Annotated in this window: 19 protein-coding genes; 9 read left to right on the top strand and 10 right to left on the bottom strand. The window is 61.1% G+C overall.

Features of this window, described 5'->3' with window-relative positions; genetic code table 11:
* Positions 1 to 139: 139 nt before the first annotated feature.
* From MRBLMS1_RS24715 to MRBLMS1_RS24730, 4 genes are all read right to left on the bottom strand, one after another.
* Positions 140 to 931 (bottom strand): hypothetical protein, encoded by a 792-nt coding sequence (locus MRBLMS1_RS24715; protein WP_485882666.1) that lies wholly within the window; start codon positions 929 to 931, stop codon positions 140 to 142.
* A 1,212-nt stretch (positions 932 to 2,143) separates the two neighbouring features.
* Entirely contained in the window at positions 2,144 to 2,314 is a 171-nt protein-coding gene (locus MRBLMS1_RS24720; protein ID WP_485882668.1) for a hypothetical protein, read from the bottom strand.
* 216 nt (positions 2,315 to 2,530) lie between these two features.
* Entirely contained in the window at positions 2,531 to 3,040 is a 510-nt protein-coding gene (locus MRBLMS1_RS24725) for a hypothetical protein (RefSeq protein ID WP_485882670.1), read from the bottom strand.
* Positions 3,037 to 3,942 (bottom strand): alpha/beta hydrolase, encoded by a 906-nt coding sequence (locus MRBLMS1_RS24730; protein WP_485882672.1) that lies wholly within the window; start codon positions 3,940 to 3,942, stop codon positions 3,037 to 3,039. Before MRBLMS1_RS24730 ends, MRBLMS1_RS24725 begins: the two co-directional genes overlap by 4 nt.
* Before the next feature lie 140 nt (positions 3,943 to 4,082).
* On the opposite strand from MRBLMS1_RS24730, the gene MRBLMS1_RS24735 reads away from it, so the two are divergent.
* Complete coding sequence (locus MRBLMS1_RS24735; RefSeq protein ID WP_485882674.1) at positions 4,083 to 7,283, top strand: PAS domain-containing protein; 3,201 nt, start codon at positions 4,083 to 4,085, stop codon at positions 7,281 to 7,283.
* 9 nt (positions 7,284 to 7,292) lie between these two features.
* Here MRBLMS1_RS24735 and MRBLMS1_RS24740 read toward each other — a convergent pair whose 3' ends face one another.
* From MRBLMS1_RS24740 to MRBLMS1_RS24755, 4 genes are read right to left on the bottom strand one after another with little or no spacing between them, the layout of a single operon-like run.
* A complete protein-coding gene (locus MRBLMS1_RS24740) occupies positions 7,293 to 10,184 on the bottom strand; it encodes a hybrid sensor histidine kinase/response regulator (RefSeq protein ID WP_485882677.1) in 2,892 nt (963 codons plus the stop codon).
* Positions 10,185 to 10,191: 7 nt separating this feature from the next.
* Positions 10,192 to 11,382: a hybrid sensor histidine kinase/response regulator gene (locus tag MRBLMS1_RS24745; protein ID WP_128143197.1), complete on the bottom strand. Its 1,191-nt coding sequence runs from the start codon at positions 11,380 to 11,382 to the stop codon at positions 10,192 to 10,194.
* The gene (locus tag MRBLMS1_RS24750) at positions 11,372 to 12,253 is read right to left on the bottom strand and encodes a CheR family methyltransferase (RefSeq protein WP_139089123.1); all 882 of its coding nucleotides are present in this window, start codon (positions 12,251 to 12,253) and stop codon (positions 11,372 to 11,374) included. Before MRBLMS1_RS24750 ends, MRBLMS1_RS24745 begins: the two co-directional genes overlap by 11 nt.
* Positions 12,253 to 15,735, bottom strand: coding sequence for a response regulator (locus MRBLMS1_RS24755; protein ID WP_485883328.1), 3,483 nt, complete (start codon positions 15,733 to 15,735; stop codon positions 12,253 to 12,255). The genes MRBLMS1_RS24750 and MRBLMS1_RS24755 overlap by 1 nt, the downstream gene beginning before the upstream one ends.
* Positions 15,736 to 16,017: 282 nt before the next feature.
* On the opposite strand from MRBLMS1_RS24755, the gene MRBLMS1_RS24760 reads away from it, so the two are divergent.
* Positions 16,018 to 16,470 carry an Hsp20/alpha crystallin family protein gene (locus MRBLMS1_RS24760; protein WP_485882680.1) on the top strand — a complete coding sequence of 151 codons (453 nt, stop codon included), beginning with the start codon at positions 16,018 to 16,020 and terminating at the stop codon, positions 16,468 to 16,470.
* 365 nt (positions 16,471 to 16,835) lie between these two features.
* On the opposite strand, the gene MRBLMS1_RS24765 is transcribed toward MRBLMS1_RS24760, so the two are convergent.
* Positions 16,836 to 18,182: an MFS transporter gene (locus MRBLMS1_RS24765; RefSeq protein ID WP_485882682.1), complete on the bottom strand. Its 1,347-nt coding sequence runs from the start codon at positions 18,180 to 18,182 to the stop codon at positions 16,836 to 16,838.
* 217 nt (positions 18,183 to 18,399) lie between these two features.
* On the opposite strand from MRBLMS1_RS24765, the gene cyoA reads away from it, so the two are divergent.
* The 7 genes from cyoA (at position 18,400) to MRBLMS1_RS24800 (ending at position 25,168) form a co-directional block, all read left to right on the top strand.
* Positions 18,400 to 19,383, top strand: a complete 984-nt coding sequence (gene cyoA / locus MRBLMS1_RS24770; protein ID WP_046682726.1) for a ubiquinol oxidase subunit II — start codon at positions 18,400 to 18,402, stop codon at positions 19,381 to 19,383.
* Between the two features lie 84 nt (positions 19,384 to 19,467).
* The gene (gene cyoB, locus MRBLMS1_RS24775; RefSeq protein ID WP_034748052.1) at positions 19,468 to 21,471 is read left to right on the top strand and encodes a cytochrome o ubiquinol oxidase subunit I; all 2,004 of its coding nucleotides are present in this window, start codon (positions 19,468 to 19,470) and stop codon (positions 21,469 to 21,471) included.
* The gene (gene cyoC, locus MRBLMS1_RS24780) at positions 21,464 to 22,102 is read left to right on the top strand and encodes a cytochrome o ubiquinol oxidase subunit III (RefSeq protein WP_034788486.1); all 639 of its coding nucleotides are present in this window, start codon (positions 21,464 to 21,466) and stop codon (positions 22,100 to 22,102) included. The genes cyoB and cyoC overlap by 8 nt, the downstream gene beginning before the upstream one ends.
* Entirely contained in the window at positions 22,099 to 22,485 is a 387-nt protein-coding gene (cyoD, locus tag MRBLMS1_RS24785; RefSeq protein ID WP_034748058.1) for a cytochrome o ubiquinol oxidase subunit IV, read from the top strand. Before cyoC ends, cyoD begins: the two co-directional genes overlap by 4 nt.
* Complete coding sequence (locus MRBLMS1_RS24790; RefSeq protein ID WP_485882687.1) at positions 22,482 to 23,309, top strand: SURF1 family protein; 828 nt, start codon at positions 22,482 to 22,484, stop codon at positions 23,307 to 23,309. Before cyoD ends, MRBLMS1_RS24790 begins: the two co-directional genes overlap by 4 nt.
* Positions 23,293 to 24,642 carry an ATP-binding protein gene (locus MRBLMS1_RS24795; protein WP_034748064.1) on the top strand — a complete coding sequence of 450 codons (1,350 nt, stop codon included), beginning with the start codon at positions 23,293 to 23,295 and terminating at the stop codon, positions 24,640 to 24,642. The genes MRBLMS1_RS24790 and MRBLMS1_RS24795 overlap by 17 nt, the downstream gene beginning before the upstream one ends.
* Positions 24,632 to 25,168 (top strand): response regulator transcription factor, encoded by a 537-nt coding sequence (locus MRBLMS1_RS24800; RefSeq protein ID WP_034748067.1) that lies wholly within the window; start codon positions 24,632 to 24,634, stop codon positions 25,166 to 25,168. Before MRBLMS1_RS24795 ends, MRBLMS1_RS24800 begins: the two co-directional genes overlap by 11 nt.
* Here MRBLMS1_RS24800 and MRBLMS1_RS24805 read toward each other — a convergent pair whose 3' ends face one another.
* Positions 25,169 to 25,759: a hypothetical protein gene (locus MRBLMS1_RS24805; protein ID WP_485882690.1), complete on the bottom strand. Its 591-nt coding sequence runs from the start codon at positions 25,757 to 25,759 to the stop codon at positions 25,169 to 25,171. It lies immediately after the preceding gene.
* Positions 25,760 to 25,940 lie beyond the last annotated feature (181 nt).

Below are 25,940 nucleotides of genomic sequence, written 5' to 3' on the forward strand. Positions count from 1 at the left end.
CGGTCGGTTCCCTCGACAAAACGCTTCATCCTGCTCTCCTGATTACGTCAAATGAGCTATTAACGCTTCAGAAAAAATCTCGTTTACATTGGGGTGCGTTTTCACACACTCTGGCCCCAAAGCGGACATTGCACTTGCTCTACAGACCCTCGATTTTCGTTGTTCGGTGATCGCTCTCGCAACTCAGCGATACATTCCTTTCATGCACATTCTTTTGTTCGCCATCGACGACCAAAAGCATCGGTTTGGCCGGTGAGGAGTCAACAGACCCTTGGACAAGCTGAAACTTCGTCGGATCCAAGTTGATGACTGTGTTGTCTTTGTATTCTTCTGGGTTAAATCCCGCGTGTAGGTTCGCGTCGCCAAGTGCCAAGACTTTTCCAGTTCCAACACCAAGCTCCAGCGGTGAGTACAAATACACACCGGCAAACGGGTGCCTCTCCTGAGCTATGAAAACGCGCAAAAGGTTGATCAGGCTTTCACTTGGCGTGAAGGCCCAGTGTGTAATGTAGGTCAGCAAATGGAGCTCTTTTCCAATCGAGCCCGAATAGCGCACTGCTTTTTTCATGATCATGCTAGTTATGATTTTTGCGAGGTCGTACGGCTTGTATTTGCCGGGTACTTTGTCGTATCCACCGAACAGTTCTAGCGGGGCGATCTCCATGAGCTCAAGCCATGCCTTGCTCCCATTGGGCAAAGTAATCGTAAAATCGAAATCGTTTTCCGAATTTTGTATTGGTTCAGACATAAACCATTTCATACGGCTTTGCGACATCAAATCGTTCATCGATGAGATAAAGTTGCTGACTATAACTTCTTCAACCGCATTTTTCTCTTTTGGAAAAGCAATCTTTTCGAAGGAGTGGGCAATAATTCCGTCCGGCTGAACTGTCACTTTGTTTGGACCGAGAGTCCCTGTTGGTTTCTTCACCACTCTGATTTCTCCGTTGGTTGGCACTGAATATATTATTCAATGCCTGTTTTTACCCTAAAGCAGACACCTTGCCCTCCAGTCAGTGAAACAAACTGGGTCAGCGACGCGTATGACCTCTTTTGGCCGTCAGGGGAATTTTGACTCATAGCTCTCGGGTTCCTTGCCGCTATACTCTTTGAAGCGACTCAAAATCTCATCACGGGGTAGAGGTATGCCTTGCGCTAGATTCTCTATATACGGAATCAGCCATATCGACTTCGTAATTTCAAAGTGTTCGCGCCACTTTTGCTCCAAGGCCTCAGTCGCGGCTACCATGCAACCGGCCGAGCCAAACCCCACCCCCTCGCTAAACGCAATAGGATGTCGAACCGCCTCGAAACAAATATCAACGTCAAAAGGCCACGGATAATTTTCCGCATGGTCTAGCGGCTTGGCGCCGTGACCGAGATTAAAATACACTGGCATAACTTATCAAAACGATCAATGTGATAAGGCCATCATACTCCCTCTTTTAGCAAAGATGACGTCGTGGCAATGTCTGCTTCTGGCCGACATCGGCCTTCTGATATCCTTTTCTGCGCACTTAATCAATGCCCATTTCATCCAGCCAAGATTCAAGTCCGAGCTCTTTTGCGGTTTGGGTAAGGCAGTTTTTTTCTTCGACGGAAGAATTTTTCAACTCCGCTGAAATCTCTTCGAGTGCCTCGACATCCTCGTCCGAGGTGTCACCGGCTCGACTATCTATATATTGTGTGGCGAATATTATGGCGCGTGCAAGTGTTTTGATATTACCCTCCGTGAATCGAAAAATATGCTCATCGGCATCCGTCTTTGGCCGAAGTCAGCCTATCATTTGTTCGCTGCTACCGGTCGCGCACGTTCTTGAAAAAGCTTTGTACACTCATTTCGTAACCACGCTACTGGCATTTTCTTGGTCTCCCGTAGCAGCATCTGTAGCTTCGCTTGAAACTCAGCGTCAGCATCCAGCTTTGCACAACCCCTCGGATTGTTGGTAACCATTTTAGCAAGAGTTACTTTGTAGCCTGAGGCGTTTTTCGGGAACTTTTCAGAGTACGCCTTTTTTCTCAATCCAGCGAGGTGCACGCCGCTGCGGATCAACTGCAATGTCAGTTCTTGGCCGCTTACCGCCCTTGGCTGGATCCAGCTTGAAGCGAATTGATTCGCTATAGCGCGAAGTGAGGTTCGAACTCAATTCTTTTTTGATGGCCAGATAAAAGCTATCGTTGCGCAAAATATACCGACAAAGGCAGCACGCCCCCAATCGAACTCATGAGCTTCCGCAAGGAAGCGCGTGTAAAGCAATGTTCCAGTCGCAACGCCCAAACCAACGCTGATGAACTGTGGAAATGTTTTTTTCATATATACCCTCAATGATGCGATCTGAATCGCCACTATTTCAATACACACTGCTGCCGCAGGTGTACTACTCCAAGTGCAAGAATTTGGCAACGACCTCGTTTGGCCGGTATTGACCGGTATTGGCCGACTACGGCAATGAGCATAACGAATTAGTGAGCGAGAAAAGTCACGCATTGTCACGCATTGTCACGTTAACGTGATTGGCCGCTTCTGGCGTCATGACTCATCGCGCTCGGCATCGCGCTCGCGGCAGCTCAGGGATGCATAGTGCGCCTTGGGCACCTTGTTCTTGATCGCCACTTCGCGCAGGTAATGTGCAAAATCAATATGATCGGTCAGGGTGCAGCGGCTGGCGCGGGCGAGCTGTTGCAGCTTCTTGATGCTGCCTTGGACCTTCAGCGTGATCCCGACGCCGGGGCTGACGCAGCAGCCTATGTATTTGTCGATGTATTCTTCTTCGATCAGCACCAGTTCGTGGCCCATGAAGGGCACTGGCTTGTCCAGCAGGTAGTAGTCGGTGTAGTCGGCGCGCTGGCGCGGCGTCTTGCTGACCAGACCGGCGTGCTGGTAGGCGCGGATGGCCTGGCCGGACGTGCCCGTGCGTTCGGTCGTGCCCTTTTTGAGCTGCATGGCATGCAGCAAGCCGCGTTCGAGTGACACGGTATCGGCGGCGTACGCCAGGGTGGAGCAGGCGGCAAGCAGGGTGCAGGCGAGGGCGCGCTTCATTTCGCCTCCATTGCCAGCATCTGTTTGATCACCGGCAAGATCATCCGCCACGCATTCGACGTGGCCGCAATCTCGTCATAGTGGCTGGCGCCGGGCAAGATCAGCACTTCCGCATGGTCGCCGGCCACTTTGGCTTTGGCCGCATAGTCGTGCGCCACGCGGGGAGGGGAGATGGTGTCGAGTTCTCCCGTGGCCAGCACGGTGCGGCTGCCGTTGGGGATCAGGTCGGCGGCGTTGGTGTCGCTGTAGATGTCGGGGCGCGTTGCGCTGGGCTGGCCTGCCAGCTGGGCGATGTCGCGCTCGCAGCTGGTCTTGATCAAGTCTTTCTCATGGCGCAGGTCGGCCAGGCCGCCCAGGCTGACGATGTTTTTCAATGGCAGGAACTTGTCGCGGTACAGGGGGCTGGTCTTTGGCAGTTTTTCCCTTCCTGCGATCCATTGCACCAGCTGGCCGCCGGCCGAGTGGCCCATGGCGACGATGCGGGTCGTGTCCAGCTGGTATTGGGGCGCGTGCTGCTGCAGGCTGTCGAGTGCCGCGTGCATGTCTTCGTAGGTGCCCGGATAGCCGCCGCCCGGCTCGTCCACGCGGCGGTACTCGACATTCCACACGGCGATGCCTTGCGCGACGAGGGCGCCGGCCACGTTGCGCATCTGCTTGATGCCGCCGAAGGCCACCGTCCAGCAGCCGCCATGCACGAGCACGACGACGGGGAACGGTCCCGCGCCTGCTGGCCGGAACAGCTGCGCGTATTGCGACGGCGCGGGGCCATAGGCGATCTGCGCCGTGGGCGGTGGGCCGTTCAGGGCCAGGTAGTCGTCCAGGCTCATCGGGGCGGCGACGGCGCCGTGGGCACAGGCGAGCAGGGCGGTGGCGATCAGGGAGGACGGCAGGGAAGTAGGCATGCTGGAATTCGCTTGAGAAGAGAGCAATACTTTAGCATAGGGGCACGTGCACGTAGAGATCAAACGATGGGCTGTTTTCCTCCTGCAAGAGGGTTGCCCCATGGTATATTCCGGGCATCAGTTTTCCCCTTATCGACACGGTGCACGCAAACAACATTCTTTCCTTGCTGGACGCCGAGCATAGTGCGCTGGGCAGCATCGCGGCAGGCGCCGACCTGGCCCATGCATTGGAGCATTTGTTGCTGGCGCTGCAAGCGCTGGCCGACGGCGGCGCGCATGCCTGCCTCGTGCTGATCGACGAGTCCGACCGCTTTTGCGGCTTGTCCGCACCCAGCCTGCCACAAGACCTGTGCCTGGCCTTGCGCCACGGCGGCGAACAGCCATCCCCGTTCGGCACGGCGGCCTTTTCCGGCGCGCCCGTGTATTGCGGCGACATCACGCGCGACGTACACTGGAGCGCGGGGCGCAAGGAAGCCTTGCTGCACGGCTACCGCGCCTGCTGGGTCGCCCCCGTGTTCGGCGCCAAGGGGCATATCCTGGGCGTGCTGGGCCTGTTTTTCCAGGTGACATGCCATCCCACGCAACCGGAGATCGAATTGCTGGCGCTGGCCGCGCGCGTGGCCGCGCATGTCATCGAGCGGGGCCAGCTGGAACAGGCGCTGCACGACAGCCGTGAACACTTTCATTACGCCATCGAACTGAACACGCAAGTGCTGTGGACGGCCGATATCGACGGCAAGCTCGACTATGTCGCGCAGCGCTGGCGCGAATGGACGGGCGGCAACGGCCTGGGCACCAGCTGGCTGGAAGCCATCCACCCCGAAGACATTCCCCATTCCTTGGCGGCCTGGAGCGAAGCGGTGGGCAGCGGCCAGCCTTTCGACCAGGAAATGCGGGTGCGCCGTCAGGATGGCCAGTACCGCTGGGTGCATTCGCGCGCATATTGCCGCCGGGACGAGCGCGGCCAGGCCGTGAAATGGTATGGCTCGTGCGAGGATATCGACGAACACTGGCAGGCGCGCAATGCCTTGCTCGACAGCGAGGCGCAGTTCCGTTCGCTTGCTTCGACCATGCCCAACCAGGCCTGGCTCGCGCATGGCAGCGGCGCCACCTACTGGGTCAACGAACAGGTGTGCGAATACACGGGACAATCGATGAAGTCGCTCGTGTCCAGCGGTTTTCGCCACTGCGTGCATCCGGACGACGTGCAGACCACGCAGAGAAGCTGGGACCGGGCCGTCGCCACGGCCAGTGCCTATGAGCAGGAGTTCCGCATGCGCCGCGCCAGCGACGGCGCCTACCGCTGGTTCCTCGCGCGCGCCTTGCCCCTGTTCGACGAGGCGGGCAAGGTGCTGCGCTGGGTGGGCACGAATACGGACGTGCAGGAACAGAAGAACGTGCTGGAAAAAATGGCCTACCTGAATTCCTCGCTGGAAGTGGAAATGGCCAACCGCACGGCCGACCGCGACCGCATGTGGCGGCTGTCGACCGACATCATGCTGGTGGCGGACCTGTCCGGCATGATCATCGCCGTCAATCCCGCCTGGAGCAAGATCCTCGAGCGCCCGGAAGTCGAATCGCTGGGCATGGACTTCATCAGCCTCGTGCATCTCGATGACCGCATGGCGGCCCTGCAGGACTTGTCGCGGCTGGCCCATGGCGCGCCCACCTTGCGCATGGAAAACCGCTACCGGCGCCGCGATGGCGGCTACCGCTGGATTTCCTGGACGGCCGTGCCGGCGCAAAAGCTGATCCATGCCATCGGCCGCGACGTCACCGATGAAAAAGAGGCGCGGCTGGCGCTGGTGCGCAGCGAGCAAGCTTTATTGCAGGCGCAAAAGCTGGAATCGATCGGCAAGCTGACGGGCGGCGTGGCCCACGATTTCAACAACGTCCTGCAAATCATTTCCGGCAATTTGCAGTTGCTGAAACTGACGGTAGCCGACAATCCGCAGGCGGCCCGCCGCCTCGATTCGGCCGCCTCGGCCGTCGACCGGGGCGCCAAGCTGGCGTCGCAGCTGCTGGCCTTTGCGCGGCGTCAGCCATTGAAACCGCTGGTGACGGACCTGGGGCGTTTGCTGCGCCGCATGCATGAGCTGATCCGCCGCGCGCTGGGCGAAGCGATTACCGAGGAAACCTTCATCAGCGACGGCCTGTGGCATACGCTGGTCGACCCGAACCAGATGGAAAACGTGCTGCTGAACATGGCCATCAACGCGCGCGATGCGATGGACAAGGGCGGACGCCTGACTTTTACCTTGAGCAACGTCACGCTCGACGCCGCCTACGCCAGCCAGCATGCGGACGTGCTGGAGGGGCAATACGTGCTGCTGACCATCACCGACACAGGCCATGGCATGGAGCGCGACGTGATCGACCAGATCTTCGAGCCCTTCTTCACCACCAAGCGCGAAGGCGAGGGCACGGGCCTGGGCCTGTCCATGGCGTACGGTTTCATCCGCCAGAGCGCGGGCCACATCAAGGTGCACAGCGCACCGGGCGCCGGCACGACGTTCAAGATTTACCTGCCCCGTTCGCTGGAAAAACTGGCCGAACCGCCACCGAGCCTGACGGGTCCCGTGCTGGGCGGTGGCGAGACCATCCTCGTCGTGGAAGACGATGCGCCCGTGCAGCACACGGTGGTCGACATGCTGCGCGGCCTCGGCTACGACGTGCTGCATGCCGATGACGGCGCCTCGGCCCTGGCCCTGCTGGGCACGGGCGTGGCCATCGACCTGCTGTTTACGGACGTGGTCATGCCCGGTCCCGTCAGCAGCAAGCAGCTGGCGCAGCAGGCCAGGCTGCTGCTGCCGGAGCTGGCCGTGCTATTTACCTCGGGCTACACGCACAACGCCATCATGCAGGGTGGGCGGCTGGACCCGGGCGTGGAGCTGTTGAGCAAACCGTACCAGCGCGAAGACCTGGCGCGGCGCATCCGCCATTTGCTGGCCGACCGCCGCCTCGTGGGCGCGCCCGACCCTTCCGGGCGGCGCATCCTGCTGGTGGAAGACAATGACGATGCGCGCGAAATGACGACGGAAATGCTCAATATGCTGGGACACACCGTGCACGGCGTGGCCAGCGCGGAAGCGGCCATGCCGCTTTTGGCCATGCCGGGCCTGGACGTGCTGGTGACGGACATCAGCCTGCCCACCATGTCCGGCCTGGAACTGGCGCGCCATGCGCGCGCGCACTGGCCGCAGCTGGACGTGGTGTTTGCTTCCGGCCACGACTGGGGCGCCAGCCTGATGCAGGACGCCAGCGCCCGTTTCCTGCGCAAACCGTTTGGTCTGGAAGAGCTGGCCAGCGCACTGAAGGCGCGCCGGCTCGACGTCTACTAACTTAGAGGCTTACTCGGCTGGCGCCAGCAAGGCTTGCTGCAATTGCTTGACGGTAAATGGTTTCACCAGGAAGCGCGCTTGCGGGTCCAGCACGCCGGAATTGGCCGGTGCATGGCCGGTGGAAAATACCACTTCCAGCTGCGGATAGTCGCGCGCCGCCAGTTCGGCCAGCTCGGCGCCCGACATGCGCGGCAGGCTGATATCGGTCAGCAGCAAGTCCAGTCCCGGCGTGCCCAGCAGGGGCAAGGCTTCCTCGGCCGTGCCCACGGCCAGCACAGTATGACCGAGCATGGCCAGCAATTCGCTCGTCATGGCGCGCGCGTCTGCATTGTCTTCCACCAATAAAATATGTCGTCCCGCCGGCTGTGCGGGTGCGGCAGGTTGCGGCGGCGCCAGTTGCGCGCGGTACTGGTGCAGGGCCGTCACGTGGCGGCCATTGGCCAGCAGGTGGCGGATGCGCCGCGCCAGGTCTTCGCGCCGGTACGGCTTGCTCAACAACTCGACACCCGGTTCCAATCGGCCGCCCTGCATCATGGCGTCTTGCGTGTAGCCCGAGGTAAACAACACGGCCAGCTGCGGCAGCAGCACGCGGGCCTGGCGCGCCAGCGCCGTGCTGGCTACCTTGCCTGGCATCACCACGTCCGTAAACAGCAGGTCGATGGGAACGCCGCTGCCGATGATGGCCAGCGCGCTTTCGCCATCGCTGGCGCGCAGCACGACGTAACCCAAGCCGCGCAACATGTCGACCACCGTCGTCTGCACGTGCACGTCGTCTTCCACGACGAGGATGGTTTCCTTGCCGCCCAGCACGGGGCCGCCCAGTTGCAGCGGCAGTTCCGTTTCCGCTTCAAGCGAGCGCGGCAGATAGATGCGGAAGGTGCTGCCATGACCAGGCAGGCTGTCCACCGTCAGGTGGCCGCCGCTCTGGCGCAGGAAGCCGTAGGCCATGGACAGGCCCAGGCCCGTGCCTTCGCCTTCCTTCTTTGTTGTGAAGAACGGCTCGAAAATCTTGTCCAGCAGCTCGGCGGGAATGCCTGTACCCGTATCCGAGACGGCCAGCAGCACGTAGTCGCCGGGCGCCACGTCCGCATGGCGGGCCGCGTAGTCGCTGCCCAGCACGATGTTGCTCAGTTCGATGGTCAGCTGGCCCTGGCCATCCATGGCGTCGCGCGCATTGATGGCCAGGTTGAGGATGACGTTTTCCAGCTGGTGCGGGTCGACCAGGGCGCGCCAGCAGTCGTCGGCCAGCAGCCAGCGCGTTTCGATGGTTTCGCCGGTGGCGCGCCGCAGCAGCTCTTCCGTTGAGCGCAGCAGCTGCGCCAGGTCCGTCACCAGCGGTTTCAATGGCTGGCGCCGCGCAAAGGCCAGCAGCTGGGCCGACAGTTTGGCACCCCGTTCCACGGCGGCCGAGGCGCTTGCGATGCGCTTGGCGGCCAGCGGGTCGTCATCCAGGCTCAGCTGCAGCAGCTGAAGATTGCCCGAGATAATTTGCAGCACGTTATTGAAATCGTGGGCCACGCCGCCCGTCAGCTTGCCCAGCGCTTCGAGCTTTTGCGATTGCAGCAGGGCCATCTCGCTGTGGCGCAACGATTCCTGCATGCTGCGCAAAGTGCTTTGCGCTTCCTTTTCCAAGGTGACGTGGCGCCCGGTGGCGAAAATCAGGTCGCCTTCGATGGCCGCCACCCACGACAGCCAGCGGTGACCACCATCGCGGTGCCGGTAGCGGTTTTCAAAGCTGGGCAGGGCCTCCTGCGTCACTTGCGCCAGCGCCTGGCGCGTGGCGGCGGCATCCTCGGGCAGCACGAAGTCGAACAGGCTGCGGCCCAGCATTTCCTCGGGCAGCCAGCCCAGGATGGCGCCGGCGGCCGGGTTGACGGCGGCAAAGCAGCCTTCGGCATCGATGGCCACCATCAGGTCTTGCGCGCTGCGCCACAGGCGCTCGCGCTCGCTGTTGCGCGCGGCCAGGTCCGCTTCCAGCTTCTTTTCCACGGTGATGTCGCGCGCGCTGCAATACACCTTCTCGCCTTCGGGCACGGCCACCCACGACAGCCAGTGCCAGCCGCCCAGCTTGTGGCGGTAGCGGTTCTCGAAGCGCAGCGCCGGCTGGCCCTGGTTGGCAGCATCCCAGGCCGCATAGGTACGCGGCAAGTCGTCCGGGTGGATCAGTTCAAAAAATTTCGTCGTGCGGATTTCCTCCCTGGACCAGCCCAGGGTAGCTTGCCAGGCGGGGTTCGAGTGTTCGAAATAGCCGTCGAGGTTGAGCACGCCCAGCAAGTCGGGGCTGACGTTCCAGGTGCGGCCGAATTCGCGCGTGCGCTCGGCCACTTGCGTTTCCATGCTGGCAGTCAGGGCGCGCAAACGCGATTCCGCCCGGGCCCGCAAAATGGTCGACCAGACGCGTTCCGACACTTGCACGGCCAGTTCGATCTCCTCCGCATGCCACAGGCGCGCCGCGCTGCTGTGCACGACGAACACGGCCTCCAGCTGGCCATCCTTGGCAATCGGAATGTTCAGGAAGGCACGGATGCCCAGGCGCGCGAACGCGGCCAGCGCGGCCGGCATGGCCGTGCGAGGATCACTCGCCACATCGCTGACGGCGAGCGCCTGGCCGGCGGCAAGGGCATCGGCCAGGCCTGCCGCGTAATCGCCGAGGAAATAATCGCCGGCGGCGCCCGGTGCCAGGCCATCGCTCCACGCATGCTGCAGGGTGGGGCACTGCAGGGTCTGGTCGATATCGAAACAGGCCACTTGCTGGGCGCCCAGGCGCTGTCCCAGCAGCTGCGCCGACAGGGAAAGAATCTCGCCCGTGTCTTGCAGCAGGCGCAGCCGGCGTTCCAGTTGCAGCAAAAAGGCGACGCCGCTGGCGCCGGCCTGGCTGCGGGGGACGGGGGTGCTGGTCATGCCGGCCTCAGCTGCCGGCCAGCGGCAGGGTGACGCTGAACAGGGCGCCATTGCCGGGCTGGCTTTGCAGGGTGATGGCGCCGCCATGCGCATCGACCAGCTGCTTGGTGATGAACAGGCCCAGGCCCAGTCCGCCCGTGCGGTCCTGGTGCATGACGCGCTCGAACGCGTCGAAAATGCGCTCCTGGTCGCGTGCGTTGATACCGATGCCATGGTCGCGCACTTCGATGACGGCGCTGTTCTGCGTGTGCGCCAGGCTGATTTCCACGGGCTGGCCCTGGCCGTAGCGCACGGCGTTACTGATCAGGTTGACAACAATTTGCTCGACGCGGAAGGCGTCCCAGAAACCGTGGATGGGCTCGAAGGCCATCACTTCCAGTACGCTGCCCGTGGCGGCCGCATACGGGCCCAGGTCGTCCGCCACGCGGCGCACCAGGCAGGTCAGGTCGACGGCTTCGCGGCGGATCGACAGCTTGCCGCTGGTGATGCGCGACACGTCGAGCATATCGTCGATCAGGCGCACCATGCTGCGGATTTGCCGCCCGTCGCGCGCCACCATCTTGCCCAGCTTGTCCGGCTCGAAGGCGGCCAGGTTGCCCCGTTCCAGGTTGACGGTGCGCATCTGCGTTTCCAGGAACAGCGTATTTAACGGCGTGCGCAGTTCGTGCGCCACCATGGACATGAATTCATCGCGCAGGCGCAGCGAGCGCTGCAGTTCAGCCTGCGTGGCGCGCAATTCCTTCAGCAGCGCTTCCTGCTGCTGGCGGCTGTGCTCGAGTGCCTGCACCTGGCGCCGCGTTTCGCTGCGCTGCTGGTGCAGGGCAACGAAGACGTTGACCTTGCTTTGCACGGCATTGATGTCGAGCGGCTTGTGCAGGAAGTCGACGGCGCCGCTTTCATAGCCCTGGAAGGCGAAATTCATTTCCTTGCCGGCCGCCGTGACGAAGACGATGGGGATGTGGCGCGTCTTTTCCGTGCCGCGCATCAATTGCGCCAGTTCAAAACCATCCATCTCGGGCATTTGCACGTCGAGGATGGCCAGCGCGAAATCGTGCTCGAGCAGCAAGGCCAGCGCTTCTTCGCCGGACGAGGCCTGGTAGACGCTGCGGTCGCTCTCGCGGATCAGCGCGTTGAGCGCGCGCAAGTTTTCCGGCAAGTCGTCGACGATCAGCAGTTTGGTGCTTGTTTCATTCATCATGTTTCATTCCTGGCATGTGCCGTCCAGCGTAGTGGGAAGCGGCGTGCGACGGCGCACGCTTGCGGTAGAGCTTTTCAGGACCCGGCAATGGCTCGAAGTCGGGGGCAAAGCGCGTGAAATGCGTGCTTTCCTTGCTGCCCAGGCCCAGGAAACCCCGGTGGCACAGCGAGTCCTGGAACAGGCCCAGGGCCCGTTCCTGCAAGGTTTTATTAAAGTAAATCAAGACGTTACGGCACAAAATTAATTGCGTTTCAATAAACACGCTGTCCGTGGACAGGCTGTGGTCGGCAAAGTTGATCTTGTCGAGCAGACCCTGCTGGAACCGCGTCGTGGCATGCTCGACCGTGTAATAGTCAGCCAGCTGGCCCAGGCCGCCCGCGGCCAGGTAGTTGGCGCCATATTCTTCAAGCCGGTGCAGCGGATACGCGCCGCGCGCGGCCGTGGCCAGCGCTTGCGGATTGATGTCGGTGGCGTAAATCGTGCTGCGCTCGAGCAAGCCTTCCTCGTGCAGCACGATGGCCAGCGACAGCGCTTCTTCCCCCGTGCAGCAGCCGGCCACCCAGATCGTCGGCGACGGGTAGGTTTTCAGCACGGGCACCACGTGTTCGCGCAAGGCGCGGAAAAATGCCGGGTCGCGGAACATTTGTGTGACGGGCACGGTCAAAATCTGCAACAGGTCGCCAAAGGCGGACGGGTCGTCCAGCACGCGCCGCTGCAAGGCAGGCACATCTGCACAATGCAAACGGTCGAGCGCATGATTGAGGCGCCGCCGTTGCGAGGGCAGGGAATAGTCGCGAAAATCATAGCTGTAACGCTGGTACAGCGCTTCCATCAGCGCGTGCAGCTGCGCGTCCGTGGTGCGCTGGGACATCAGATGCGTTCCATCTTCGGCATCCACACGCGCAGCAGCGAATACAAACGATCGAGGTCGATCGGCTTGGCCAGGTAGTCGGACGCGCCCGCCTGCAGGCATTCTTCCTGGTCATTCTTCATGGCCTTGGCCGTGATGGCGATAATCGGCAGCTTGTTGTAACGGCCATCGGCGCGGATCAAACGCGTCGCTTCCAGTCCATCCATGCCCGGCATCATGACATCCATCAATACGAGGTCGATATCGTCCACGCTGTTGAGCTTGCTGATGGCTTCGAAGCCGTTGCGGCCGATTTCCACCACCACGCCTCGCTGTTCCAGCGCATTCGTCAGGGCAAAGATATTGCGCACGTCGTCGTCCACGAGCAAGATCTTGCGCCCTTCGAATACGCGTTCGCGGCTGCGCACCTGCTGCAGCATGCCCTGGCGTTCGCTCGACAGTTCGGATTCCACCTTGTGCAGGAAGAGGGTGACTTCGTCGAGCAGGCGTTCGGGCGAACGGGCACCCTTGATGATGATCGAGCGCGAATACTTCATCAGGTCCGCTTCTTCCTCGCGGCTCAGGTTGCGGCCCGTGTAGACGATGACGGGCGGGAACGAGCACAGTTCTTCATGCTCCATGCGTTCGAGCAATTCGTTGCCCTGGATGTCGGGCAGCTTCAAGTCGATGATCATGCAGTCGAAAATCTGCGTTTTGAGCAATTCCAGCGCCTGCTCCCCCAGGGCCACGGCCGTGATTTCCACGTCGTCGTCGCTGATCAGGTGCACCACGCTTTCGCGCTGGCGTTCGTCGTCCTCGACCAGCAGGATGCGTTTCATCTGCTGCGTGAATTTCGACTCAAGTTTGCGGAACACTTCCTTCAGCTGCTCGCGCGTGCGCGGCTTGGTGGCGTAGCCGATGGCGCCCAGCTGCATGGCTTCCTGGATCTGGTCGTTGCCGGACACGATGTGCACGGGAATGTGGCGCGTCAGCGGGTTTTCCTTGAGCTGCTGCAAGACCAGCAAGCCCGGGCGGTCCGGCAAGCCCATGTCGAGCAGGATGGCGTCGGGCAGGAATTCCTCGGCCAGGCGCAAGCCTTCGTCGGCGCCGTGCGCCACCAGGCAGCGGTATTGCATTTCATGCGCGAGGTCGAACAGGATGCCGGCAAACGACGGTTCATCCTCGATCACCAGCACGGAACGCTGGCCCGTCTTGACGGCTGGCACGCTGTCGCGGTCATCCTGGAAGGTGGGCAGCGGCACGGGCTTGGCGGCGGGCGCCGGCTTGGGTGCGGCGGCCGCGATTTTTGCGGGTGCTTGCGGCACTGCGGCCGGGGCCGGCTCCGCTTCCACGGCGCGCTCCGGCATGACGGCCGGCAGCACCAATGTAAACGTACTGCCCTGGCCTGGCGTGCTGGCCAGCTCGATACTGCCGCCCAGCAAGGCGGCCAGGTCGCGCGAAATCGACAGGCCCAGACCCGTGCCGCCATAGCGGCGGCTGGTGGTGCCGTCGGCCTGGTGGAAGGCGTCGAAAATCTTGTGCTGCTGGTCGTCGGCGATGCCGATGCCCGAATCCTGCACCTGGAAGCGCACCTGGCCGTCCGCGCCGCTGCTCACGTGCAAGCTGACGGTACCCGTATCCGTAAACTTGATGGCGTTCGATAGCAGGTTTTTCAGGATTTGCTCGAGGCGCTGGCGGTCGCTGACGAGCGACGGCGGAGAGTCCGGCGCCACCTTGACGTCAAAAACGAGTTTCTTTTGCTGCGCCTGGGCGCCGAACAGCATCTTCATGCTGCTGAGCAGTTCGTCGAAAGGCACGGCTTCCGGGGTCAATTCCAGCTTGCCTGCCTCGACCTTGGAAATGTCGAGGATATCGTTGATGAGGGTGAGTAAATCGTTGCCGGCCGAATAGATGGTTTGCGCAAACGTCACTTGCTCCGGCGTCAGGTTGCCGCTGGTGTTGTCCGACAGCAGCTTGGACAGGATCAGCGAGCTGTTCAGTGGCGTGCGCAGCTCGTGCGACATGTTCGCCAGGAATTCGGACTTGTAGCGGCTGGCCCGCTGCAGCTCTTCCGCGCGCGCTTCCAGCTGGGCGTGCGCCTGGACGATGGCCATGTTTTTCTGGTCCAGCGACAGCGCCTGCACGGCCAGTTGCCCGTTCGACTGCTCTAGCGCCGCCTTTTGCTCTTCCAGGTGGGCTTGCGACTGTTCCAGCACGCGCGACTGTTCGCCCAGCTCTTCATTGGCCGTGCGCAGTTCTTCCTGCTGCACTTCCAGTTCTTCATTCAGTTGCTGGGTTTCTTCGAGAACATTTTGCAGGCGCTGGCGGTACAGGGCCGCTTCCAGCGAGGTGCCGACATTCGCGGCAATCAGGTTCAGCCATTCCTTGGCGCGGGCGCTGACGGGATGCGTAAAGCCCAGTTCGATGACGCCGTTGACGACGCCTTCATTGTTGACGGGCGCCAGGACCAGTTCCAGCGGCGCGCCACGGCCCAGGCTCGACGTCACGGTCAGGTAATTCTCGGGCACTTGCTGCACATGCTTGAGGCGTTTTTCGCGCGCCGTCTCGCCCACCAGGCCTTCGCCCAGCTTGAACACCTGTTTTTCCTTGACGCCCTGTTCGTTGAAACCGTACACGGCCGTGCGGCGCAGACTGCCATCCTCGTCGACCACGTACAGAGTGGCGATGGCCACGTCCAGGCGGTGGGCGAGGAAATCCAGCACGTGCCGTCCCAGTTGCGGCAGGCCCAGCTGGCCGCTCGTGTGGGCCGCCAGTTCCGTCTGCCCCGTGCGCAGCCACGCTTGCTCCTGCAGCACGTCATTGTCCTTGCCGCGCTGCTCGAGCGCATCGTTGTAGATATCGGACAGGCGCAGCAGTTCGCGCCGGCCCAGGTAGGCGAGCAAGCCCGACAATCCCAGGCTGAGGATGAGGAACACGACCACGGCCAGCATGGTGCGGCTTTCGGCCGTATCGGCCCGTTCCTGGCGCAGCCGCTGTTCCATGGACAGGAAGGCGAGGAATTCCCGGCGGATTTCGTCAAATTCCAGCTTGCCTTCGCCCTGGCGCACGCGCGCAAGGAATTCCTGGTTGTTGCGGCGCTGGGCGATCACGCCTTCGGCGTAATCGAGCCACTGGCCTTGCAGCGCGCGGATGCGGCGCAAGCGGTCCACCTGGATGGGGCTGTCGGATACCAGGTCCAGCAGGGTGGTCATTTCCACGGCGATCTTCGCCTTGCCCGATTTATACGGCGCCAAAAACGTTTCATCGCCCGTCAGCAAATAGCCGCGCATGCCCGTTTCCAGGTCGACCGACAGCTTCATGACTTCATTCGCGTTGCCGATTACCCGTTCGGAATGCTCGACCGAGCGCAGGGCCGACAGCAGGTAGGCGATCAGGGCGACGAACACGAGGGCCGTGACGACCCCAATGACCAGCGGCAAGGTCACGTTGCGGGCGAGGATGCGGCGAAAGCTGAAGGAGTCGATCGGGGTCTTGGTATTCATCATGTACGTGTAAGGCTGTCGCGAAAAAATCAATTTTAATTGAAATGCAAGATTTCTGGTGGTCAAGCATAGCGTGCGCTAGCATAACAGCCTTGGGACATTTTTCGCAGGCGCAAGCTAGTGCAATGCGGGGTAGCGCACAGATGAAAGTAGAGGAAAAATCAAGGTGGCCACGATTGAGGCAGATCAAAGAGATTGGTTGTTGACATCCTAAGATGCAGGAGGCGGCGACGTCCAAGCAGACGGCCGCCGTGTGCAAACCAGCCCATGCAGGAGGACATCATGGCTAATCAACTGATCCGTCGCGATCCGCAAAACCCGCTGGCACGTTTTGACCCGTTCAGCGACATGGAAGAATTCATGCACGACTTTTTCGCGCCCGCCTTGCGCTTGCGCGATGGCGGTTCGGCACGCATGCGTGTCGATATTTCCGAAACCGAACAAGCTTATCAGGTGCAGGCGGATATTCCCGGCGTCAACAAGGACGATATCAAGGTCTCCATCGACGGCAACCGCGTCTCCATCAGCGCCGAACTCAAGGATGAAAGAGTGACGCGCGACGGCGGCGGCAAGACCGTGCGCAGCGAACGCGAGTACGGCCAGCAGTACCGCAGTTTCGTGCTGCCGCACGAGGTGGACGAGGCCGGCGCGCAAGCCCGCTATGAAAATGGCGTGCTGCTGCTGGACTTGCCGAAGAGGGAAGGCACGGGTGGGCGGCAACTGTCGATACAGTGAGCCGGGCCGGGTTTTAGCTGCGTAGGTCAGATTAGCGCAGCGTAATCTGACAATCTTCGTGGCGGCGTTTGTCGGCTTACGCCCTGCGGGCTAAGCCGACCTACGAAAAAACGCCGGATGGTGCCGGCGTTTTTGGGGTGTTCCGGATGGCGGCGCGCTGCCACCCCAATTGACTCTCTATATATATGTCAGTTTTAGCTGCGTAGGTCAGATTAGCGCAGCGTAATCTGACAGCTTCGTGGCGGCGCCTGTCGGCTTACGCCCTGCGGGCTAAGCCGACCTACGAAAAAACGCCGGACGGTGCCGGCGTTTCCTGGGGTGTTCCGGATGGCGGCGCGCTGCCACCCGGATTGCCTCTATATATGTCAGTCGCGGATTTCCAGCGCCCGGTTCAGGCTCAGGGCGGCCAGCGAAGCGACGGCACCAGACAGCAGGTAGAAGCTGACATAGGCGAGGCCGAAGTTGGCCGACAGGCCCAGCGCCACCAGCGGGGCGAAGCCGGCGCCGACCAGCCAGGCCAGGTCGGACGTCAGGGCCGCGCCCGTGTAGCGGAAGCGGGCAGGGAAGTTGGCCGTCACGGCGCCGGCTGCCTGGCCGTAGGACAAACCCAGCAGGCTGAAGCCCACGAGGATGAAGACGTCCTGGCCCGTATTGCCGCCACCCATCAGGGTCGGCACGAAGGCGCTGAAGATGGCGATCAGCACGGCCAGCACGCCCAAGGTGGTGCGGCGGCCCACTTTATCGGCCAGCACGCCGGAGATCACCACGCCGACGGCGGCCAGCACGGCGCCCAGCATCTGGATTTGCAGGAAGTCCGAAGCGGAACGCGTCTGGTAGACGGAAATCCACGACAGCGGGAACACGGTGACGAGGTGGAACAGCGCGTAGCTGGCCAGCGCGGCGAGAGCGCCGATCAGCACGTTGCGGCCCTGGCCTCGGCTCATTTCAAACACGCTCACGGGCTGCAGTTCGCGTTCGTCGAGCAGGCGCGCATATTCATTCGTCGACACGAGGCGCAGACGGGCAAACAGGGCTACCACGTTGATGGCGAAAGCCACATAGAAAGGATAGCGCCAGCCCCAGTCGAGGAAGTCTTCATCCGTCAGGGTGGTCAGCATGAACCAGAACAGGCCGGCGGCGATCAGGAAGCCGGTCGGTGCGCCCAGCTGGCCCAGCATGGCGTACCAGCCGCGCTTGTTTTCCGGCGCGTTCAGAGCCAGCAGCGACGGCAAGCCATCCCACGAACCGCCCAGCGCCACGCCCTGGCCGATGCGCAGTACGGACAGCCAGATGATGGCGGCAAAGCCCAGGTGGGAATACGTCGGCAGGAAAGCGATACCGGCCGTCGACACGCCCAGCAGGAAGAGGGCGAACGTCAGCTTGGCGCTGCGTCCCATGCGGCGCTGGATCTCCATGAAGATCACGGTGCCGAACGGACGGGCGATGAAGGCGAACGAGAAAATCAGGAATGCATATAATGTACCCTCCAGGCGTTCTTCAAACGGGAAGAAGACGCGTGGAAACACCAGCACCGAGGCGATGGCGTAGACAAAGAAGTCAAAGTATTCGGAAGCGCGGCCGATGATCACGCCGACGGCGATCTCACCGGGGTCGATATGCGATTCGACCGTGCCGGCCCCGCGTGCGTCGCGCAGGGAGTGGGGGGAAAAGTCGGCGGGTACATCCCCGCTGTGTATGCGCGTGCTGGACATGATGATCGTCTCCAATATAGTTTCGAGTTCGGCCAACGCGTAACATACCCCGGGTGTCTCACGCCCGGAGTAGGACTATTCAATGGATAGCTGTAGGAAAACTCCGCAATCATCCAGTGAAAATCCGAGCAAGGGGGTGGACAAAACGTCCAATTGCCAACGCGCTCCAGTGAGAATACAGTACCATATCTTCATCCCCTGTACTGGACTTTCCTGTATGTTTTCATTAAAAGTTCGTCGCGGACTGCTTCTTTTACCTCTCGCATTGTTGGCTGGTTGCAATACGGTGGTACTGAATGCGTCTGGTGACATCGCAGTTCAGCAAGGCAATCTGATTGTCATCTCGACATTGCTGATGCTGTTGATTATCGTTCCGGTAATCGCTCTGACCCTGCTTTTCGCATGGCGCTATAGAAAAAACAACACCGCGGCCAAATACGAGCCGGACTGGGACCACTCGACTCGCCTCGAGCTGATTATCTGGGGCGCGCCCCTGTTGATCATTATCGTGCTGGGCCTGCTGACCTGGATCAGCACCCACACCCTCGATCCATACCGCCCATTGAGCCGTATCGACGCCAACCGTCCTATTCCTGCCAGCCATAAGCCGATGATCGTCGAAGTCGTAGCCCTGGACTGGAAATGGCTGTTCATCTACCCGGAGCAAGGCATCGCTTCCGTGAATGAACTGTACGCGCCTGTCGATCGTCCAATCCGCTTCAAGATCACCGCGTCGTCCGTCATGAACTCGTTCTTCATCCCCGCACTGGCAGGTCAGATCTACGCCATGCCGGGCATGGAAACGCAGTTGAATGCCGTCATCAACAAGCCTGGTGTCTACAAGGGCTTCTCCGCGAACTACAGCGGTGCCGGTTTCTCGGGCATGCGCTTCAAGTTCCACGGTGTCAATGATGCGGACTTCGACAAATGGGTGGAATCGGCACGTGCCGGTGGCGGCGCGCTGAACCGCGACGACTACCTGTCGCTGGCCCAGCCTAGCGAACGCGACCCGGTCCGCCGTTACAGCGCGGTGCCTAACGACCTGTACAAGGCAATCCTGAACCGCACCATCGTTTCCGACGCCCTGTGCGTGACGCCGGTCCAGCCATATAAGTTGACGATGGCAAATAGCCCGGTAGCGGCCGTAACGGCAGTAGTCGCTAGCGATGCAGTGGTTGAAAAGGGCGTTCAAGCCAAGTAACAACTGCATGAATCCCGCAGCGCATTGCGCTGCAGATACTGGCGCCGTTTGCCTGGCGCCTCCCTTTTTTCTCTGAGAGTAACAATGCTAGACCATATTGATCTGACGAAGCTTATATTCGGCCGTCTGACTTGGGATGCAATTCCATTTCACGAACCTATCCTGCTGGTGACCTTTGCCATGGTTGCCCTGGGCGGTATCGCACTCGTTGCGGCACTGACGTATTTCCGCGTCTGGGGTACCCTGTGGCGCGACTGGATCACCAGTATCGACCATAAAAAAATCGGTATCATGTACATGATCCTGGGCCTCGTCATGCTGCTGCGCGGCTTTGCCGACGCGCTGATGATGCGTACCCAGCAGGCTGTCGCCTTTGGCGACAATGCCGGCTTCCTGCCACCGCATCACTACGACCAGATCTTCACCGCCCACGGCGTGATCATGATCTTCTTCGTCGCGATGCCTTTCGTGACGGGTCTGATGAACTACGTGGTGCCGCTGCAAATCGGCGCGCGCGACGTGGCTTTCCCATTCCTTAACAACTTCAGCTTCTGGATGACCACCATGGGCGCCGCCCTGGTCATGGCGTCGCTGTTCGTCGGCGAATTCGCCCGCACGGGCTGGCTGGCCTATCCGCCGCTGTCGGGCATCGTCGGCAGTCCGGACGTGGGGGTAGACTATTACATCTGGTCCTTGCAGATTGCCGGGGTCGGGACGCTATTGTCCGGTGTCAACCTGATCGCCACCATCGTCAAGATGCGCGCGCCAGGCATGACCTGGATGAAAATGCCCGTCTTCACCTGGACCGCACTGTGCACCAACATCCTGATCGTCGCCGCTTTCCCCGTACTGACGGCTGTGCTGGCCATGCTGTCGCTGGACCGCGTTGCAGGCTTTAACTTCTTCACGACGGAACTGGGCGGCAACGCCATGATGTACGTCAACCTGATCTGGATCTGGGGTCACCCGGAGGTCTACATCCTGATCCTGCCGCTGTTCGGCGTGTTCTCGGAAGTCGTCGCCACGTTCAGCAGCAAGCGTTTGTTCGGCTACGCCTCGATGGTGTACGCCACCTGCGTCATCATGATCCTGTCGTACCTGGTATGGCTGCATCACTTCTTCACCATGGGTTCGGGCGCCAGCGTCAACTCCTTCTTCGGCATCACGACGATGATCATTTCGATCCCGACGGGCGCGAAGATCTTCAACTGGCTGTTTACCATGTACCGCGGCCGTATCCGCTTTGAACTGCCCATGCTGTGGACGATCGGCTTCATGGTCACCTTCACCATCGGCGGCATGACCGGCGTATTGCTGGCCGTACCACCAGCTGACTTCGTGCTGCACAACAGCCTGTTCCTGATCGCCCACTTCCATAACGTGATTATCGGCGGCGTGGTCTTCGGTGTCTTCGCTGCGATTAACTACTGGTACCCGAAAGCCTTCGGCTACAAGCTCGACGTGTTCTGGGGCAAGTGCTCGTTCTGGTTCTGGTTCGTCGGCTTCTACCTGGCCTTCATGCCGCTGTACGTGCTGGGCCTGATGGGCGTGACCCGTCGTGTCAATCACTTCGAAGATCCATCGTTGCAAATCTGGACCATCATCGCCTGGTTTGGCGCTGTCTCGATCGCACTGGGTATCGCTTCCATGCTGATCCAGTTCTTCGTCAGCTACCGTAACCGTCACGCCCTGCGCGACGTCACCGGTGACCCATGGGGTGGCCGTACGCTGGAATGGTCGACGTCGTCGCCACCGCCAGACTATAATTTCGCCTTCACGCCACAAGTGCACGAACTCGATGCATGGACTGACATGAAGAAACACGGTTACCAGCGTCCGACGTCCGGTTTCACGAAGATCCACATGCCGAAGAACACCTGGGCTGGTTTCGTGATCGCCGCACTGTCCGCACTGGTCGGTTTTGGCCTGATCTGGCAAATGTGGCTCGTCGCCAGCATTGGCTTCGTGATCATGATGGTTACCATCATCGTCCATACCTTTAACTACAAGCGCGATTACTACATTCCTGCGGAAGAAGTGGTCCGTACCGAAGACGCTTATACTAAATTGCTGAGCAGCCATGTCTGATACCATCGCCCATAACACCGGCGCCGCTGGCGCCGCACCAAGCACGCGCAGCTACTTTGTGCGCGAGCACCACCCGGAAAACGGCAGCTTGCTGGGTTTCTGGCTCTACCTGATGAGCGATTGTCTGATCTTCGCCTGTCTGTTCGCCACGTACGCCGTGGTCGGCCGCAGCTACGCGGACGGCCCGACGGGCGCCGCGCTGTTCGACCTGCCGCTGGTGGCCGTCAACACGGCCATGCTGCTGCTGTCGTCGATCACCTACGGCTTCGCCATGCTGGCCATGCAGCGCAAGCAATTGCGCAGCACCCTGGTCTGGCTGGGCATCACGGGCCTGTTCGGCCTGGCCTTCCTGTCGCTGGAAATGTATGAATTCATTCATCTGATCCACGAAGGCGCCGGTCCGCAGCGCAGCGCGTTCCTGTCGTCGTTCTTCGCGCTGGTCGGTACCCACGGCTTGCACGTGACGTTCGGCGTGATCTGGCTCGTGACCTTGATGTTCCAGTTGAACAAACATGGCCTGACCCCGGAAAACGGCCGCCGCATGATGTGCCTGTCGCTGTTCTGGCACTTCCTGGACGTCATCTGGATCGGCGTCTTCACCTTTGTCTACCTGATGGGAGTGCTGCCATGAGCGACCACCACACACACGGCGATAGCCACCACCATGACAACCACGATCATGGCAGCCTGAAAAGCTACACGATCGGTTTCATCCTGTCGGTGATCCTGACGGCCATTCCGTTCTGGCTGGTGATGACGAAAGCCATCACCAACTCGGGCACCATGGGCCTGGTCCTGCTGGCGTTCGCGGCTGTTCAAGTGGTGGTACACATGGTGTACTTCCTGCACATGAACACCAAGTCCGAAGGCGGCTGGAACATGATGGCGCTGATCTTCACCATCATGATCGTGGGCATTGCCATGGCCGGTTCCCTGTGGGTCATGTACCACATGAACCACAACATGATGCCGGATCTGATGCCTGAGTACATGCATACGAAAACGGCTCCATGATGAGTAATACGCGCCCAAGCAACACCGGGCGCGCCCCTGGCGCCGCATCGCAAGATGCCGCGCCAGGCCCACGCGGCATGGTCGTGCGATATGCACTGGCCTTGCTGGCGGGGATCTTGTTTGCCGGTTTCTGTGCCTTGGGCACCTGGCAAGTCAAGCGCCTGTTCTGGAAGCTTGACCTGATCGAGCGCGTCGAACAACGCGTACATGCGCCCGCAACGGACGCACCTGGACCCGCAGCCTGGGCCAGCATCACGCAGCAAACGGATGAATACCGCCATGTGCGACTCTCCGGTACCTATCTCCCCATTTTTAATACCCTGGTGCAAGCAACGACGGCACTGGGCAGCGGTTACTGGCTGATGACGCCATTGCGTCTGGCCGATGGCAGCACCGTGCTGGTCAACCGTGGCTTCGTGCCGAAACGCGAAGGCATCGCCGCCAGTACGCCGGCCGGCATCGTGCACATCGACGGCTTGCTGCGCGTCAGCGAGACGGGCGGTGGTTTCTTGCGCGAAAACAGTCCTGCCACGCAGCACTGGTATTCGCGCGACGTGGCCGCCATCGGCGCTTCGCACATGCTGACCAACGTGGCGCCATATTTTGTCGACGCGAAGGCAAAATCGGAAACGGCCAGCGACGCGCCCGTCGGCGGCCTGACCGTGATTTCCTTTCACAACAACCACCTCGTGTACGCCCTGACGTGGTTCGCGCTGGCCCTGATGGTGGCCGGCATCACGTGGTGGATCGTGCGCGAAGACAAGCGCCGCCGCGCGCGCCGTCGCGCCGGCACGCAAGAGAGCGACCATGCCGGGCAGGATTGAGATCCTGCCCAACCGCGAAGTGTTAGAGCGCGGCGCGGTGGCGGCCGAGATGGAACATCCGGCCGGCCACCAGAACATGAAACTGCTGATCCAGCTGCGCTGGCTGGCCGTGATCGGCCAGATCAGCACCATCTTCGGCGTGGGCGTGGGACTGGGCATCGCCTTGCCCGTGCCTTACATGCTCGAAGTGCTGTCCTGCCTCATCGCATTCAATCTGGCCAGCCTGCTGCGCTGGCATGAACGCCAGCCAGTCTCCAACACGGCCCTGTTCCTCGCCTTGCTGGTCGACGTTACCGTGCTGACGGCCCAGCTCTACCTGAGCGGCGGCATCAGCAATCCGTTTGCCTTCCTGTACTTACTGCAAGTCATCCTCAGCGCCGTGCTGCTGGAAGTGTGGTCGACGTGGATCATGGTGGCCATCACGAGCCTGTGTCTGGCCGGCCTGGCCTTGCTGCCCGGCCCCTTGATTCTGCCGATCGACCCCGAGCGGGGCTTTTCCAGCCTTTACGTGCAGGGCTTGCTGATCTGTTTCATCCTGAACGCGGCCTTGCTGGTGGTGTTCATCACGCGCATCAACCGCAACCAGCGCGCCGGCGACGCCAAGGTGGCGGATTTGCGCCAGCGCGCGGCGGAAGAAGAACACATCATCCGCATGGGCTTGCTGGCTTCTGGCGCCGCGCACGAGCTGGGCACGCCGCTGGCAACACTCTCCGTCATCCTCGGCGACTGGCGCCGCATGCCGGAACTGAGCAAGAACAGCGAACTGCTGGAAGAAATCACGGAAATGCAGGCCCAGTTGCAGCGCTGCAAGAGCATCGTCAGCGGCATTTTATTGTCGGCGGGCGAGGCGCGCGGGGAATCTTCCGTGAAAACGACGATCAATACCTTCCTCAACGACCTGGTCGACGAGTGGCGCACCAGCCGCCCGATCCAGGGTTTCGAATACGATAACCGCATCGAGCACGACGTGCCCGTCGTCTTCGATTCGACCCTGAAGCAAACCATTTGCAATGTGCTCGACAATGCGCTGGAAGCGTCACCCGAGTGGTTGCGTTTCGAAGCGACGCGCGAAGCGGATGCCTTGCACCTGGTCATTACCGATGCGGGCCCCGGCTTCGAGCCGTCGATGCTGACGCACCTGGGCAAGCCGTATCAAAGCAGCAAGGGCAAGCCCGGCGGTGGCCTCGGTTTGTTCCTGGTGGTCAATGTCGCGCGTACCCTGGGCGGCACAGTGACGGCGCGCAACCGGGTGCAGGGGGGGGCGGTGGTGCACCTGGCCTTGCCGCTGGCGGCCATCAAACTGGAAAGAGAAAGCGACCACCATGCAGGATGACCGTCTGTTACTGATCGTGGAAGACGATGCCGCGTTTGCCCGCACCCTGGGCCGCTCGTTCGAACGGCGCGGCTACCAGGTCATCCTGGCCACCAATTTCGACGAAGCGAGCGCCTTGCTTGAGCAGCATTGCCCCGACTACGCCGTCGTCGACCTGAAGTTAAATGGGAACACCTCGGGCCTGGCCTGCGTGCAGATGCTGCACCAGCATGACCCGGACATGCTGATCGTCGTGCTCACCGGCTACGCCAGCATCGGCACGGCCGTCGAAGCGATCAAGCTGGGTGCCTGCCAGTACCTGGCGAAACCGTCGAACACGGACGACATCGAAGCGGCCTTCGGCCACGTGGCCGGCAATGCCGACATCGAACTGACCAACCGCGCCACCAACATCAAGACCCTGGAATGGGAACGCATCCACGAAATGCTGGCCGAGACGGATTTCAATATCTCGGAAACAGCCCGCCGCCTCGGCATGCACCGGCGTACCCTGGCGCGCAAGCTGGAAAAGCAGCGGGTGAAATAATCACCGCGCAGCTTGTTCATTGTCGAACGTCAGCTCGACAACGCTGTCGTCGCTCCAGTCCTGCTCCCGCAGCGGCGGCGTAAACGACGAGCCGCTGAAGGGCACGGGCGCGCTTTTGCCGTTGTAGCTGATGGTCGCGGCCGTGATGCGCCGCGGTTCGGAAAAGCTGTAGGTGCCCTTTTGCGACACGAAATTGCATGGTCCGCCCAATGCGCCCATCGCCGTGCGCATCGCAAAAGGCAAGGTGTCCTTGTCGATGGCCCAATGGACTTCGCACGCCAGCCGCAGGTCGCCCAGGCGGCGGATGGTGTCGCTGGCCGCCGCGCTCCTGACGTAGGGAATCCACCTGACCGATCCCGCCTTGCGGTTCACGGTCAGCTCGGCCTTTTCATATAGCGGCCCTTGTTCGACGGGCAAGGTGAAGATATTGCGCTCCCCCAGCGGTATGGCCATAGCCGCTTCGTCGCTTTCCAGCCGCAGCGCGATGGTGTGCATGTCGACATCGGCACGGCGCGGTTCCAGGATGAAGCGCAGCTGCGCGCCAGGCGCCAGACCATGTTTTTCCTCGAAGCGTTTGACGCCCTTGAGCATGGCACTGTAGGGCTTCCAGTCCGGGTCCCGGATGCCCTTTACATTGACTGACGCCGCGACATCCTGAGCGGATGGCTCCGTGGCTTGCGCCGTATCCGCCTGGGCTCGCACCGCGGCGCTGCATAAACACAGCATAAGACCAGCTATTGCACGCATATTTATCCTGTTCATTTGAATCCCA

This window comes from Massilia sp. LMS1-1-1.1, assembly GCF_040815535.1.
Classification (GTDB): Bacteria; Pseudomonadota; Gammaproteobacteria; order Burkholderiales; family Burkholderiaceae_D; genus Janthinobacterium; species Janthinobacterium aestuarii.